This is a genomic window from Enterobacter sp. Sphag1F (assembly GCF_014193275.1).
GTDB lineage: Bacteria > Pseudomonadota > Gammaproteobacteria > Enterobacterales > Enterobacteriaceae > Pantoea > Pantoea symbiotica.
Genome location: NZ_JACHZD010000002.1, coordinates 848168 through 862163 on the forward strand (window position 1 = coordinate 848168; position 13996 = coordinate 862163).

A 13996-nucleotide genomic window follows, 5' to 3' on the forward strand; every position below is an offset into this window, starting at 1 on the left:
GCGACAAAAGAGAACAACATGTCCATGGAATCCTCCTTAGCGCGTGAAAATCAGGTTCTGTCAGTATTCGATTTCGACGGCACGCTGACTATTCACGACAGCTTTATCCCCTTTCTGCGCTTCAGCTTTGGCAAACGTGCGTTCGCACGCAAAATTGCCCGACTGGCACTGCCAACGCTGCGCTGCATGCGTAAAAAGCTAACGCGTGATGAGTTAAAAGAAGTGTTGATCCACACCTTTTTAACCGGCGTTGAGGAGAAATGGATTCGCCAGCAGGCGCAACTGTTCTGCGCGGCTAACTGGAATAAGCTGATGCGTCCAGCCGGACTGTTAGCGGTGGCCGCTGAAGTGAACTCCAGCGCGGAAGTGACCATTTGTTCAGCCTCGCCTGCGATGGTATTAGAACCGTTCGCCGAGCGTCTGGGCATCAACCTGATCGGCACCCAATTAGAAGTGGTGGACGGCATTCTCACCGGAAAGATTACCGGCCACAACTGCCGCTGCGGGCAAAAGGTTAAGCGACTGGAAAGCGTCTATGGCCCGCTGCATAACTATCACCTGCGCGCCTGGGGCGATACGCGCGGTGATTTTGAGTTATTGGCCGCCGCGCAGGATCCGCACTGGCGTCATTTCCATCCAACCTGGAAAAAACGCCGCGTACCGATGGAAAAACTGCGCATGCTGCGTCTGGATCCTTAGCCGCTCCATTCGGGCTGATCAGTAAATTCGGTCAGCCTTTGCCGCATCCAACCACGGCTTAAACTCCTCCAGCAGCAGATCGTATAAACGGTCTTCCGCCAGGCTGGCAAAGTTGTCGATGGCGAAGAAATGGGTGTTGTCGATGCGGCGATCGTTGAAGTTATCCAAATCCTGCAAAATGCCATAGTTACTGCCGCCGAGGCCGACAAATTTCCAGAAGATGGGATAGTTAGCCGAGCGGCGAATCGCCTCTTTGATGGCGCGGGTTTTGCTGATGCCGCCGTCGGTAATAAACACCACGTACACTGGCAAATCGCTGTGGCGGAAGGTATCAATCAGCTCTTCCATCACCGGCGGTTCATTGTTGGTGCCGCCCAGCCCCGGTAAAATCTCCCACGCCGACTTCTTGCCACCACGCTGAATGGTGGCGATGTAGCCATCAAGATTATCCAGGGTTACATCGGGATATTTCGCGTGCTGCTGACCGAAGCCCCAAACATCCATCGAACCGTCATCATCAAACTGTGCTGCCAGCACCGCAATCCGATCCAATACCGCCTGCACGTTACCCTTACTGAATTGCCCTTTCATCGAACCTGAAGCATCCAGTACAAATGCCACCTTGGCTTTCACCGTTTGCAGCTGATATTTGCTCAGGCTAACGGTGGCATTTTTCGCCAGGCTCACTAACCTTGGCGCTTTCTCCTGCAGCTTTTTCTCCAGGCTCACTACGGTTGGTGCGGCTGGCTGAGCAACGGGCTGGGCGATATCGACGCCGTAATTGCGCGCCAGTGGTTCGAGCCCGCCGTTGAATCCCTGCCCCAGCGCGCGCAGTTTCCAGCCACCATTGTGGCGATAGACTTCGGCGAGAATTAGCGCCTTTTCACTGCGCCCGAGCGTTTCCGGGCTGAACTGCGCAATATTCTCGGCGGTTAAAGTCAGGCTGTTGAGCGCATTAATCGCTTCATCGCCATCAATCACCAAGGTGACTGCAAGTTTACTTACGCTGGCGGCAATATTACTCAGATCCAGATTAATGGTGCAGCCTTGCGGCGTGCTCTGCATGACCACGCTGCGATTGGCGGTCGCGGGCTGATTGAAGAAGATGAAATCGGCATCACCGCTCACTTTGCCAGCGGCATCGAGCAGGAAAACGCTGGTATCCACATCCCCGCGCAACGTGGGTGAAGCGGCATAATGCAGACGCAACGTCAATTCAGTGGTGTTCAGCGGCAGATTCTGACCCGGTTGTAACATCATACTTTTAACCTCCTGTTAAAGAATAATATTGCTCAGCTAAGCACTGCATCCACTCTTCATATATTCCGTAGCGGCGCGATTTATCGTCCAGGTTCGCATGAATACGTAGGGGCGCCATTCATGGCGACCGATTAACGCTTCGCCGCTACGGAATGTGCACTTTGTGGTTTTGATCCGTTATTTAGACAGCAAAAAGCCCCGGACCAGCCGGGGCTTTGTTAGCAATGCTTTAAATCAGACGCTCACGCCGTGCTGCGAAGCCAGCGCTGACAAGCCGCCTGCGAAGCCCTGACCAACCGCTTTAAATTTCCACTCAGCGCCGTTGCGATACAGCTCACCGAACACCATCGCGGTTTCGGTAGACGCATCTTCAGACAGGTCGAAACGGGCGATTTCAGCGCCGTTGTCATTGTTGAAGATACGCATGAAGCTGTTGCTCACCATGCCGAAGTTCTGCTTACGCGCTTCTGCATCATAAATAGTGACCGCAAAGACCAGTTTCTTCACGTCAGCCGGTACTTTAGACAAGGTGATTTTAACCTGCTCGTCATCGCCGTCGCCGGCACCGGTGCGGTTATCGCCCTGATGCTCAACGGAACCACAAGCGCTCTGCTTGTTGTTGAAGAAGATGAAGCTGGCATCGCTCAGCACTTTACCGTCGTCACCGACCATAAACACTGACGCATCGAGGTCGAAGTCCTGACCATCTGTTACACGTGCATCCCAACCCAGACCCGCCATGGCAACATTCATGGTTGGTGCTTCTTTAGTCAGGGAAACGTTACCGCCTTTTACCAGAGAAACTGCCATTTTAAAGCTCCTGCTTTTAATTGGATGATGCGGGCAGCGCGTGGCTGCCCGTGTTAATTAAGATGCGTTGATGCCGTACTGAGCACACACCGAGGCGAGGCCGCCAGCATAACCCTGGCCTACCGCGCGGAATTTCCACTCGGCACCGTTACGGTACAGCTCACCAAACAGCATCGCGGTTTCGGTGGAAGCATCTTCGGTCAAATCGTAACGCGCCACTTCACTGCGATCGTCATCGTTAACCAGGCGGATAAACGCGCCGGAAACCTGGCCGAAGCTCTGACGACGGGTCTGCGCATCATGGATGGTGACCACAAACACGATCTTGTCGACGTCGGCTGGAATCAGGTCCAGTTTGATTTTCAGCGACTCATCATCGCCATCGCCTGCACCAGTACGGTTGTCACCGGTGTGCGAAACAGAACCGTCGGAAGAGACCAGGTTGTTATAGAAAATGAAGTCAGCATCGCCACGGACTTTGCCGCTAGCGGACAGCAAGAACGCTGACGCATCAAGGTCAAAGTCCTGACCATCGGTGGAACGTGCATCCCAGCCAAGGCCAACGAGGACGTTTTTCATGGTTGGTGCCGCTTTGCTCAGCGAAACGTTACCGCCTTTAGAAAGAGAAACGCTCATTGTAATTACCTCTTGGTTAATGATTTTTCAGACACATTACTGGCAGAAGATCAGCTCTCTTCTTTTTCCTCGGGTTTACCGGGGAACATCACGCTGAGTACGATACCGACAGCCAACACGCCGAGTACCACAAACAGGCTGGCGCTAGCAGAGATGCTGTAGCCGTGATGCCAGATATGATCGGTAGCATTCAGACCCAGTTTCACCGCGATGAAGAACAGCAGCACGATAACGGCTTTCTCGAGGTGAACCAGATACTGCTTCAATGCTTCAAGTACGAAGTACAGCGTACGCAAGCCGAGGATGGCGAACATCATGGCGCTATACACGATCAGCGGTTCACGGCTTACCGCGATAATCGCCGGCACGGAGTCAAAGGCGAACATTACGTCAGAGAGTTCAACCACCGCCACACACAGCATCAACGGCGTGGCATACAGTGCCGCTTTCTTGCCGCGACCAATCGCTACATCTTTGTTTTCTGGCTTCTGCAGCTCTTCATCAACTTCCTTCTGATTCAGCAAGAAGGCGTTACCGCGCATTTTTGGCCAGATAGGGAAGAAGCGCTTCACGCCGCGATAGGCAAGGTGCTGCGAGTAATCTTCGATCTCGTCGCTGTCGTCGCCGCTTTTCAGCATCATCACCGCGGTCCACGCTACGATCAGCGCAAACACGATTTCGACGTACGGACCGAGGCTCAGCAAGCCGGTACCGATCGCCACGAAGATGCCACGGAATACGATGGCACCGATGATGCCCCAATAGAGCACGCGGTGACGGTAGCGGTCCGGAACAGCAAACCACGAGAAGATCGCCATCATGACGAACAGGTTATCGACGGAGAGTACTTTCTCCAGCGCATAACCGGTGACGAACAGGCTGGCAACTTCAGCGCCGTGATGGATATAGAGGAAACCGGCGAAACCCATCGCCACAGCCACCCAGAACACCGACCACAGCGCCGCGCTTTTCAGCGAAATCGGCTTGTCGCCGCGGTGCATGAACAGGTCGATAAAAATAGCTCCTACTGACAGCGCGATGAAAACCGCGACTGTTTCAGCGGGGAAGCCAATGTGCGTAGACACCATGATGAACCCTTAAAAGATAAAAAATTACAGACCAAATATTGCTGGATCAAAGCCCAAAGCGACGGCGATCTCGCGCACCGCTTTCTGCTCGTCAGCATCAAAATCACCATCACTCTTACCGACAGCAATACCTACGCGGATCGCCAACTGTGCGGCTTCCGGCTGATCTTTCAACGCCATGATGTACTTCATGGTTTCGCCCTTGCCGATTTCCAGATCGAAATCGAAGCTGCTCACCAGCTTGTTGAAGAACTCAATCACTTCATTGGTATCAAAAACTTTCAATTCTTCAGAGGCACGCAGAAAACCGATCATCTTCTGCTTCTCTTCCGCGCTCACGCTGCCGTCTGCCACCGCAATGCGTGCGCAAACCGCGACCGTGCCCTGCATAAATTTCTTGTTCTTAAAGCGGCTAACTTGTTTGGTTAATTCATCGCGGCCGGAATTAAATGCGCCTTTAACCTTGTTGAAAAAGCTCATAGTGAATCCTCTGTCTGAAATTATTTGGAACCGGCTCGCCAGTTGAATCCCCAACCGAAAGCTTTATCCATATCGGAATGCCCGTTAAAGAACTGATTGATACGCTCGACGCGGATACTGCCGTTCTCATTGACCAGACGAGCAATCGCACACATGTTGCGGCGATTCTCCCCTTCAGTCATACGCGTTTCAATCGGTGGCTGGTCTGGAATGTGCAGCGTCACTACGCCATCCGTTTTGTCCCAGCTCGCCGCACCTTGATAAATGAAGGCGAAAACCAACACTTCGCGAATCTGACTCCATTCGCGACCGTTGATGTGCAGCCATTCGCCATCGGTCACTTCGCCGGTACGATCATCGCCCTGCAAGTGTACGAAAGGTTTGGCATGCATGGCGCCAAAATTGCCGCCCAACGCCTGGATCACACCGCGCGAACCGTCTTGCAGCTCAACGAAGGCGCCTAGATCGAGATCCACGCCTTTGTTGCCGCCGAACAACCCGCGCAATCCGCCGCCACCGCTATTAGTTTCACGGTGCCAGTTCAGATTAATGCGGATCTCACCGAAGTTATCGCGCTTAGTCAGGCTGATGGCGGGCTTCTCTTTGGTGAGAGAAACTTTGCTCAGATTGATTTTTGCTGGTGCTGGCTTGGGTGCTGGAGCCGGTGCCGCCTGCGGAGCAGGAGAAGGCGTTGGTGCAGGCGCAGGTTCCGCTATATCCACACCAAAATGTTCCGCCAGCGGCTGCAAGCCGCCGTTGAAACCCTGCGCAATAAAGCGGAATTTCCACTCATTATTGCGACGGTAAAGTTCGCCGAGGATCAACGCCGCTTCCTGACGTCCCACCAGCTCCACGTTACCGCTCAGCAGCACGTTGCCGCCCTGCTCCACCTGAATCGCCAGACGTTGCAGACCCGACACGTTGCGGCCGCCGTCACAGGTGACGGTAAAGGCCACTTTCTGCACGTCAGGACGCAAGCGGGTGAGATCGACAGAAAAGGCGGAATTGTGCCCTTCGCTTTTCAGGCTGATGGTGCGGTCATCGTTATCCGGCTGACCGTAGAACACCATATCGGCATCGCCATTAACTTTGCCGCTGGCGAACAAACGAAAGGCCGAAGCATCAACCGCGGCGCCAGCGAGCACGCGCACCGTCAGCAGATTAGCGGGAACGGGAGCATTGCTCCCCGGCGTCATATTCATTAGCGCACCACTGCGGCAACGATGTCGTTTTGCATCGCATCGATGGTACGACCGGCACTTGCGCGGCCGTGCGCCGTGAAGTCCCACAATCCGCCATTGCGGTGCAGCGAAGCAATCACGATGCCGGTATGGCTGCCTTGCTCAGTCAGCTCATAGCGCGCCAGCTCTTTGCCGTTTTGATCGACCACGCGGCAGAAGGCATTTTCCACTTCGTTGAAAGTTTGGCCCTGGAAGCTGTTCACGGTGAACGCCAGATACTCAACGTTGGCAGGCAGACGTGATAACTCAACGTTGATCACTTCATCATCGCCATCGCCTTCGCCAGTACGGTTATCGCCGCTGTGTTTAACCGCACCACATTTGGAGGTTAATGCGCGGAACCAGATGGTATCAATGGCATTACCGGATTGATCCAATAATACGCAGCTGGCATCGAGATCGATGGAATCTCCGCCGCCGCCAAATAGCTTGCCTAACAAGCCTTTCTTTTTAATTGGATCCCAGCCTAAGCCGAAATGTAATTTATTCAGCGAAGCGGTTTGTTTGCTGAGTGAGACCGTCTGATTCTTGCTTAATGAAACCATGTCATAATTCCTTCAAACAGGTTTGAAAAGGGTTTTATATTTGCATCAAATTCCATGAGGGCAAAATCATATCATGAGGATATTCATGAACAGCATTAATTTTCACAGCAATTTCATGAAACACAATAAAGCGTTGCAGAAGAACAACTTAAGAGAATCCAACCCAAATAGACAACGCACTAAACATGACAATTCTTTACATTAAAATTCATAAGGTTACGTTAGGGTAAAAAATCATATTATGATTGACTCGTTTCGAGGTGAGAAATAAACTCGCAAGCCATAACCCAGCCACCAGCCTCTTGCGGAAATAATTAGAAATGTCTCACAAAATTTGGCTAATGGAAGGTTTATCCTCCCAACGCGATATAATTAATGGCATTACATCTACAGCTAAAAAACATAACTACAACGTGTCGATTTATGCATCACATCGCCAATCGCGTAATGAAATACTTTCTCTGGCCGATCATGCATTAATTGAACCTGGTGATATTAATCAGCGCCTCGAATTTATTCTTTCTACCGTCAAAAAATACGCCATTCAGGCGATCCATACCGGTCGACATGCGCATTGGTTTGAAGCCCATCGTGCCGCTATTGAAGCCAGCGGTGCGCGCTTAACCACCGGCGCACGTGACGTCGCCATGCTGGATCTGGCCGATGACAAAGTCGCGTTTGCCCACCATATGAAAAGCCTGAATTTGCCGGTGGTGCCTTCACTGCGCGTTGATTCACCCGTACAGTTGCGCGAGTTGATCGCCCGTAAACCCTTTGGCGATCTGCCGCTGTGCGTTAAGCCGGTTACCGGTATTTATGGCATGGGATTCTGGCAGTTTGATGAAAGCGTCTCACCGATGGCGGCGTTCACCCATCCGGATGCGCGCCGGGTGAAAGCCGAATATTACTTACAGGCGCTGGAAGCCGCCGACAGCATGGAACCGCTGGTCTTGATGCCGTATCTGCCGGGCCCGGAATATTCGGTTGATATGCTGGCGGAAAACGGCAAGGTGCTGGCCGCCGTAGCGCGACGTAAAGAGGGTGCGCTGCAGTATCTGGAGAACAGCGGCGAAGCCTTTGAGCTGGCGCAAGCCTGCGCCGCCGCGATGGGCGCAGATGGTTTGATCAACGTGCAGACGCGCAATGATGCCAGCGGTAAACCGTTATTACTGGAGATCAATATGCGCCCTTCCGGCGGTATTGGTTACACCCGTTTCAGCGGCGTAAATCTTCCCGGCTTGTTTGCCCTGCGCCAGCTAGGCTTGATCAGTCAGCAGCAGGTGATCGATGACGCCCGCCGCGACTTCACGCCAGCAACCGTCCGCGCGCTGAGCGACGTGGTGGCGTACAACTCCGTCCTGTCCAACCAGGTTCAATGAGGAATTATCCATGACCACACTTTGGAGCAGGACGCTTTCATGCGGCACGCTGAGCGTCACACCGACCGGCGGCATCAACGCCATCGACGATCTGTTTGAGATCGCCGAACGCCGCAATCCCAAGCGCGCTTTTCTGTTCGTCAGTAAAGTGCTTGGCCGCCATATTCCGGTCGCGCCGGAGAAAATGCGCGCCGTTTATTGCCAGCTGGCGGAGCAGTTCCCGCCGCTTTCTGACGGTCCGGTGCTGTTTATCGGCATGGCGGAAACCGCCGTTGGTCTGGGCGCAGGCGTATTTGATGAAGTGCGCCAGCGCGTGAGCGAACCGGTGTATCTCACCTCGACGCGCCATCCGCAGCAGGCGGATTTGCTGTGCGAGTTCAAAGAGAATCACAGCCACGCCACCGATCACCTTATCTATCTGCCCGACGATACGCAGTTGCGCCAGCGCGTGCTCAACGCGCGCACGCTGGTGATGATTGATGACGAAGCTACCACCGGCAACACCTTTATTAACCTGCTCGAAGCGCTGCGCAACGACGGCGGCTTAAAGCAGATCGAGCAGGTTATCGCCGTCACGCTCACCGACTGGAGCGGCGATGCGTTAGCCGCGCGCTGTCCGGTGCCGGTACGCACCGTATCGTTGGTGCAAGGCGACTGGCACTGGCAGCAGGATCCTGACGCCGCGCTACCGCCGATGCCAGCGGTGGCGCTTAACGATGCCGCCACCGTGCCAATAACCGGCAAACAAAGCTGGGGCCGACTCGGCATGGAAACGCCAGCGGGCGATCTTGGCCGTGCGATTCAGGCGCAGCCGGGAGAAAAAATCCTCGTGCTCGGCAGTAGCGAATTTGTTTGGGAACCCTTCTTGCTGGCCGAACGTCTGGCAGCACAAGGCGCTGAGGTGAAATACAGCTCCACCACGCGATCGCCGATCGCCACCGGATTTGCCATCGAATCGGCTATCGCCTTTGGCGATAACTACGGTCTCGGCATCGCCAATTTCGTTTACAACGTGGCACATCAGCAGTTTGACCGCATTTTGCTGTGCATCGAAACGTCGGTCGACAGCGTGGATCCGCTGTTAACCACGGCACTGGCCAAGGTTGCGCCACAGGTGGAAGTGATCAGCTATGAATAAACCGGTGATTTTTTCCGACCTCGACGACACGCTATTTCAGACGCGCCGCAAAATGGTGGACGAGCTAGATCTTGAGCCTTTCCGCACCGGCGCGCTCGATCTCAGCCTGCAGCCGCGCAGCTTTATGACCGAAGAGCAGTCGATGCTGGTCGACTGGATGATCGAGCAGGCCGATTTGATCCCGGTCACCGCACGCGGCACCGAAGAGATCGCGCGCGTGCAGATCCCATTCCGTTCATGGGCGGTGACCACGCACGGCGCGGTGATCCTCAATCCGCAAGGTGAGGAAGATGCCGCATGGCGCGCGCACATGCTGGAAAAACTGACGCCGTACGGCCCGGCGCTGCTCTCGATGCAGCAGGCGATCACCGATCTGATGGCAGAGCGCGACATCAACGGCTGGGCGCGCATCAACTATGAATATGGCGTAACGCCGATCTATCTGGTGATGAAGCACCGCGACAGCACGCGCCTCGAGGAGCTTTACGCCATCGCCGATGAAATCGAGCAACGCTTCCCCACCGCCGGCTATTACATCCATCGCAACAGCAACAACGTCGCCTGGCTGCCGAACGTGGTGGAAAAAGGCTTAGCCGTCAGCTACCTGCTGGAAAAACTGCGCAGCGAGCGCGGCGTCTTCCCGGTGATCGGCCTCGGCGACAGCCTCAGCGATCACCGCTTTATGAAGCTGTGCAGCTGGTACGGCATTCCGCGTCAAAGCCAGTTTGCCGAACGCATCAACCAATCCATATTCGGAGAACAATCAGATGGTGAATAATTTGCCTTTCTCTGGATCGTACCAAGCCGGCGACGTCGAATTCCTGCTCAAGCCCGTCGAGATCGACATGACGCCGGTGGAGCAAAAAGAGCAGCTGATCCAATCCGGCGCGCGCCACTATTCCGAGATGTTGAGCCAGGAACCGGAACCGACGCGCTGGCACCTTGAGTTGTTTTCCCGCGCGCTTGACGAAGGTGCCGGACGCCTGGCGAAAGAAGTCACCATGCTGGCACGCACGCTGGCACACCAGTTTGGTGACACGCCGATTGTGCTCGCAAGCCTGGTGCGCGCGGGCGTGCCGCTCGGCGTGATGCTGCAACAGGCGCTGCGCGCGATGGGCCGCGAATCCTACCATTACGGCATCAGCATCATCCGCGATCGCGGGATTGATCAGGCCGCGCTGGAGATCATCGAAGCGCGCCACGGCACCGCAGGCATTGTGTTCGTTGATGGCTGGACCGGCAAAGGCGCCATCACCGGCGAGCTGATCCGCAGCCTCGAACATCGTCCCGGCTATCCGGCGCAACCGCGCTTGGTGGTACTGGCCGATCCTTGCGGCAAGGCGTGGCTTTCGGCCAGCGATGATGACTGGCTGATCCCGTTTGGTATTATGGGCGCGCCGGTGTCGGGCTTGATCTCGCGCTCGTTGTGGTCGGAAGAAGGCCTGCACGGCTGCGTGCAGTGCGACCATCTGGCGCAATACGATTGCAGCCAGCAACTGGTGAACACCGTGGCGGAATACGCGCGTTCGCTGGACATCAGCGCCCTGCCCGCTTGCCTGCAGGATCCACAACATCAACAACAACTTGTGGCGCAAAGTGAAGCGGTGATCGCCATGCTGGCGGCACGTTATCAGGTGAACAGCATCAACCGCATCAAGCCGGGCATCGCCGAAGCCACGCGCGCCGTGCTGCGTCGCGTGCCGGATCAGGTGCTGGTGCGTTCGATGAACGATCCCGACGTGGCGCTGCTGGTCTATCTTGCCCAACAAAAAGGGCTGACCATCACAGAAGCGGGAGCCGATCTTGGGCAATACCGCGCCGTGACGATAATCAAAAAGGTGCTGTGATGAACGGCCGTCTCTCTCCATGGCGTTTGGGCGCAACGCTGTATATGCCGGCGGTGCGCAACGATATCGTCGATGCCATTCTGCACAATAAAATCAGTGGCCTGCGCTCACTGGTGATCTGCCTGGAAGATGCGGTCAGTGATGCGGATTTGCCGCAGGCGCTACACAATCTCCAGCAAATCCTGCAGGTGTTGAATGCCGAACAGCGCGCCAATGGCAACGTGCAGTGGCCGCTGGTGTTTATCCGTCCGCGTAACAGCGAGATGGGCGCGTGGCTGGTGGAAAACCTTAACCTCAGCGCGATAGACGGTTACGTGTTGCCGAAATTCACCGCCGATTCTTTGCCGTTGTGGTGGCAGATTCTCGAACCGAGCCATCTGTGCATGATGCCGACGCTGGAAACCGAAGAGGTATTCGACGTGGTGGCGATGCGCGAGCTGGCCCTCACGCTGCAAAACCATGCTTGCCGCGAGCGCGTGATCGCCTTGCGCATCGGCGGTAACGATTTGATGAATGTGCTGTCACTGCGCCGCTCGCGCCACTTCACGCTCTATGACAGCCCGATGGGTTACACCATCAAAATGCTGGTGGCGGTATTCGCGTCGCGCGATTTTGCGCTAACTGCTCCGGTGTGCGAGCACATCGACGATCAGCAGATTATGGATCAGGAACTGGCGCTGGATATCGCGCACGGCTTAGTGGGCAAAACCGCCATTCACCCGAGCCAGATCGGCAAGATTCAGGACATGCTGATGGTTTCCGCCAGCGATCAGGCGGATGCCTTCCGCATCCTCAACTCAAGCCAGGCAGTATTTAAATCGCAGGGCGCGATGTGCGAACCGGCAACGCATCGCCGCTGGGCCGCCGCCATCCTGGCCCGCGCGCAGGAATATGGCATCGCACCGGATACCCGCTCAGACGGCGCATTGATGCTGGTAACCTAAATGACAATCCGCGCCATTGCCCCTATAAACCGACCGCACCGCTTCACGCCGTCGTAGGGTGGGCATTAATGCCCACCGCTTTACCACCAAACTAAAAACCAGACGTAAGAATTTTCGGACCCTATTTACCTGATATTTAAATACCCTCTGATACTGTCGAAAACCGTTTGCCAGGAGGGCGATACCGACCATTGACCACTAACGCAGGCCTCAATCGACCATGCAACTCAGTACCCGACAGACACGCGTATTCATGCTCGCCTCACTGCTCAGCAGCGGCAAACCGGTAGCCTCCAGCCGCATTCTCGCCTCGCTCGACTGCTCCGAACCCACGCTGACGCGCGCACTAAAAGAGCTACGTGAATCCTGGTCTGCGGAGATCAAATACAGCCGCCTCACCCACTGCTACCAACTTACCGAACCCGGCAAACTCGATAAGAAAAGCCTGCGTCATATTAATGAAGCGCTCAAACTCAATGCCGAACTGCAACAGAGTGAAACCGTCAGCCGGGTATTTCTGGATAAAGAGAAAAAGAAAGCGGTATCGCTGTCGTTGCGTATGTCTGTTTTAAGGAAGATTGATCAGGTTGTGCGATTGAGTGAAACGACAAGAAGTGATGCGGTGGAGATGCTGGTTGAGAGCGGGCTGGATGAGTTGATTGAGAGGTTGATGCTTAAAAAGAATTAGTTCAAACGACAGCAATACTTCACCAGTTGGCTAATAGCGCTTTTTAGCGCAATGACCTCCAACTAACTTCAGCGATGCAAACCTACCCCCTTAAATGATTAATGGACCTCATCGACCTGGATATTGTCCCCTAACCTCCCAAAACTGTTAGCGTAATCACGTTTCATCGATCGTTATTTTCATCATTAGCATTCACATCATCGCACCACATGATAACTAACACAAAGCAGCATCCCTTCGTTATTAATTATAAATAAATCAATGCTTAAAATAAAAATTCGCAATAACCGAATCGCGTTAAAACTCTTTTTAATATCGAGTGTAAAAACTGGTAGAAAATTGGAATCCTGTTTCATAAACTCAAATTGTTAGTTTGATCAACTATCACTCAATGTAATATCATCAGTGCCGTTGATAGGTAGAGGCCGCTTTTTTAGGTCAGATAGTCCACATTTGCTCGGCTAAGTAAGCAGCGTGAGCAACAACAACTCCCCAATTGAAATCGGTAATTGGGTTAATGGATTAACAATGTTCAGGCGTTACCAGGAAGGTACCCATGACGTTTTCACAACATAACATCACAGCCAATACTCTCGATGCGCTGATGCAGAATACCTGGCTATTGGCGCTCGCGGTCCGCAATGGGCAATCGATCACAATTGATGATGCGCTCTACCAGCGTTGCTTCAATATGATTCATCAGGTTCAGGATCAACTCACTACAGCGGGAGCACCAGCCTCTCTCTGCGAAGAAATCAAATTTGCGCACTGCGTGTTTCTCGACGAACTGATCATGACCATTCCGGAAACTGATATCTCTGCCTGGTGGAAACGCACACCTTTGCAGGGGCACTTTGTCGGGCACCTCAATGGTGGTGAGCATTTCTACGAACGCATCCAAAAACTGCTTCTTGAACCTGCAACAGCTGAAGCCGCCATTAGCTGCTACTACAGAATGTTGATTTTTGGGTATGCCGGAAAATACCGAACGGAAGATATTGAGGAGCGCCAATCGCTGATGCAGCAGCTAAAAGCGCGGTTACCGCAGCAGATTGGATCTGCCGACACAGCGGTAATTATCCAGCGTTCAAAACATAAAATATTTTTCTGGCAGCGTTCTCCCTGGTTGATTCGCAGCGGTGTGCTGGTTGCCGTTATCGTCGCCACTTTCATCATGAATGGTCATCTGCAATATCTGTTAGTCAAAGGGTAGGCTTCGGGCAAACAAATTTCAGGAAGGA

15 protein-coding genes are annotated in these 13996 nt (G+C 54.1%); 8 read left to right on the forward strand and 7 right to left on the reverse strand.

From position 1 onward, the window contains the following. Positions 1-18: 18 nt before the first annotated feature. Positions 19-699, forward strand: coding sequence for an HAD family hydrolase (locus FHW71_RS09490; RefSeq protein ID WP_061717412.1), 681 nt, complete (start codon positions 19-21; stop codon positions 697-699). An 18-nt stretch (positions 700-717) separates the two neighbouring features. On the opposite strand, the gene FHW71_RS09495 is transcribed toward FHW71_RS09490, so the two are convergent. From FHW71_RS09495 to FHW71_RS09525, 7 genes are all read right to left on the reverse strand, one after another. Further along, a complete protein-coding gene (locus tag FHW71_RS09495; RefSeq protein WP_179451635.1) occupies positions 718-1959 on the reverse strand; it encodes a VWA domain-containing protein in 1242 nt (413 codons plus the stop codon). A gap of 234 nt (positions 1960-2193) precedes the next feature. After that, complete coding sequence (locus FHW71_RS09500; RefSeq protein WP_008103742.1) at positions 2194-2769, reverse strand: TerD family protein; 576 nt, start codon at positions 2767-2769, stop codon at positions 2194-2196. A gap of 57 nt (positions 2770-2826) precedes the next feature. Continuing rightward, positions 2827-3405 carry a TerD family protein gene (locus FHW71_RS09505; protein ID WP_008103744.1) on the reverse strand — a complete coding sequence of 193 codons (579 nt, stop codon included), beginning with the start codon at positions 3403-3405 and terminating at the stop codon, positions 2827-2829. Between the two features lie 50 nt (positions 3406-3455). Then, a complete protein-coding gene (locus FHW71_RS09510; RefSeq protein ID WP_179451636.1) occupies positions 3456-4493 on the reverse strand; it encodes a TerC/Alx family metal homeostasis membrane protein in 1038 nt (345 codons plus the stop codon). Positions 4494-4517: 24 nt separating this feature from the next. Continuing rightward, positions 4518-4973, reverse strand: coding sequence for a tellurite resistance TerB family protein (locus FHW71_RS09515; RefSeq protein ID WP_008103747.1), 456 nt, complete (start codon positions 4971-4973; stop codon positions 4518-4520). 20 nt (positions 4974-4993) lie between these two features. Then, positions 4994-6175: a TerD family protein gene (locus FHW71_RS09520; RefSeq protein WP_179451637.1), complete on the reverse strand. Its 1182-nt coding sequence runs from the start codon at positions 6173-6175 to the stop codon at positions 4994-4996. Next, a complete protein-coding gene (locus FHW71_RS09525; RefSeq protein ID WP_008103751.1) occupies positions 6175-6759 on the reverse strand; it encodes a TerD family protein in 585 nt (194 codons plus the stop codon). The genes FHW71_RS09520 and FHW71_RS09525 overlap by 1 nt, the downstream gene beginning before the upstream one ends. A 320-nt stretch (positions 6760-7079) precedes the next feature. Here FHW71_RS09525 and FHW71_RS09530 point away from each other — a divergent pair, with 320 nt between their 5' ends. The 7 genes from FHW71_RS09530 to tssL all read left to right on the forward strand — a co-directional run bounded on the left by FHW71_RS09530 (position 7080) and on the right by tssL (position 13968). Beyond that, the gene (locus FHW71_RS09530; protein WP_179451638.1) at positions 7080-8138 is read left to right on the forward strand and encodes an ATP-grasp domain-containing protein; all 1059 of its coding nucleotides are present in this window, start codon (positions 7080-7082) and stop codon (positions 8136-8138) included. A gap of 10 nt (positions 8139-8148) precedes the next feature. Further along, a complete protein-coding gene (locus tag FHW71_RS09535; RefSeq protein WP_179451639.1) occupies positions 8149-9276 on the forward strand; it encodes a phosphoribosyltransferase domain-containing protein in 1128 nt (375 codons plus the stop codon). Next, a complete protein-coding gene (locus FHW71_RS09540) occupies positions 9269-10054 on the forward strand; it encodes a hypothetical protein (protein ID WP_008103758.1) in 786 nt (261 codons plus the stop codon). Before FHW71_RS09535 ends, FHW71_RS09540 begins: the two co-directional genes overlap by 8 nt. Further along, complete coding sequence (locus FHW71_RS09545) at positions 10044-11123, forward strand: cysteine protease StiP family protein (protein WP_179451641.1); 1080 nt, start codon at positions 10044-10046, stop codon at positions 11121-11123. Before FHW71_RS09540 ends, FHW71_RS09545 begins: the two co-directional genes overlap by 11 nt. Then, the gene (locus FHW71_RS09550; RefSeq protein ID WP_179451643.1) at positions 11123-12067 is read left to right on the forward strand and encodes an HpcH/HpaI aldolase/citrate lyase family protein; all 945 of its coding nucleotides are present in this window, start codon (positions 11123-11125) and stop codon (positions 12065-12067) included. The genes FHW71_RS09545 and FHW71_RS09550 overlap by 1 nt, the downstream gene beginning before the upstream one ends. A 220-nt stretch (positions 12068-12287) precedes the next feature. After that, positions 12288-12755 carry a hypothetical protein gene (locus tag FHW71_RS09555; RefSeq protein ID WP_008103765.1) on the forward strand — a complete coding sequence of 156 codons (468 nt, stop codon included), beginning with the start codon at positions 12288-12290 and terminating at the stop codon, positions 12753-12755. Between the two features lie 556 nt (positions 12756-13311). Continuing rightward, on the forward strand, positions 13312-13968 hold the full coding sequence (gene tssL, locus FHW71_RS09560) for a type VI secretion system protein TssL, short form (protein ID WP_179451645.1): 657 nt from the start codon (positions 13312-13314) through the stop codon (positions 13966-13968). The last annotated feature ends 28 nt before the right edge of the window (positions 13969-13996 follow it).

What these genes read in the sequence shown, in the direction of transcription:
- FHW71_RS09490 (WP_061717412.1), top strand. Translation starts at nt 19, where the DNA reads ATGTCCATGGAATCCTCCTTAGCGCGTGAAAATCAGGTTCTGTCAGTA.
- FHW71_RS09495 (WP_179451635.1), bottom strand. Translation starts at nt 1,959, where the DNA reads ATGATGTTACAACCGGGTCAGAATCTGCCGCTGAACACCACTGAATTG.
- FHW71_RS09500 (WP_008103742.1), bottom strand. Translation starts at nt 2,769, where the DNA reads ATGGCAGTTTCTCTGGTAAAAGGCGGTAACGTTTCCCTGACTAAAGAA.
- FHW71_RS09505 (WP_008103744.1), bottom strand. Translation starts at nt 3,405, where the DNA reads ATGAGCGTTTCTCTTTCTAAAGGCGGTAACGTTTCGCTGAGCAAAGCG.
- FHW71_RS09510 (WP_179451636.1), bottom strand. Translation starts at nt 4,493, where the DNA reads ATGGTGTCTACGCACATTGGCTTCCCCGCTGAAACAGTCGCGGTTTTC.
- FHW71_RS09515 (WP_008103747.1), bottom strand. Translation starts at nt 4,973, where the DNA reads ATGAGCTTTTTCAACAAGGTTAAAGGCGCATTTAATTCCGGCCGCGAT.
- FHW71_RS09520 (WP_179451637.1), bottom strand. Translation starts at nt 6,175, where the DNA reads ATGAATATGACGCCGGGGAGCAATGCTCCCGTTCCCGCTAATCTGCTG.
- FHW71_RS09525 (WP_008103751.1), bottom strand. Translation starts at nt 6,759, where the DNA reads ATGGTTTCATTAAGCAAGAATCAGACGGTCTCACTCAGCAAACAAACC.
- FHW71_RS09530 (WP_179451638.1), top strand. Translation starts at nt 7,080, where the DNA reads ATGTCTCACAAAATTTGGCTAATGGAAGGTTTATCCTCCCAACGCGAT.
- FHW71_RS09535 (WP_179451639.1), top strand. Translation starts at nt 8,149, where the DNA reads ATGACCACACTTTGGAGCAGGACGCTTTCATGCGGCACGCTGAGCGTC.
- FHW71_RS09540 (WP_008103758.1), top strand. Translation starts at nt 9,269, where the DNA reads ATGAATAAACCGGTGATTTTTTCCGACCTCGACGACACGCTATTTCAG.
- FHW71_RS09545 (WP_179451641.1), top strand. Translation starts at nt 10,044, where the DNA reads ATGGTGAATAATTTGCCTTTCTCTGGATCGTACCAAGCCGGCGACGTC.
- FHW71_RS09550 (WP_179451643.1), top strand. Translation starts at nt 11,123, where the DNA reads ATGAACGGCCGTCTCTCTCCATGGCGTTTGGGCGCAACGCTGTATATG.
- FHW71_RS09555 (WP_008103765.1), top strand. Translation starts at nt 12,288, where the DNA reads ATGCAACTCAGTACCCGACAGACACGCGTATTCATGCTCGCCTCACTG.
- tssL (WP_179451645.1), top strand. Translation starts at nt 13,312, where the DNA reads ATGACGTTTTCACAACATAACATCACAGCCAATACTCTCGATGCGCTG.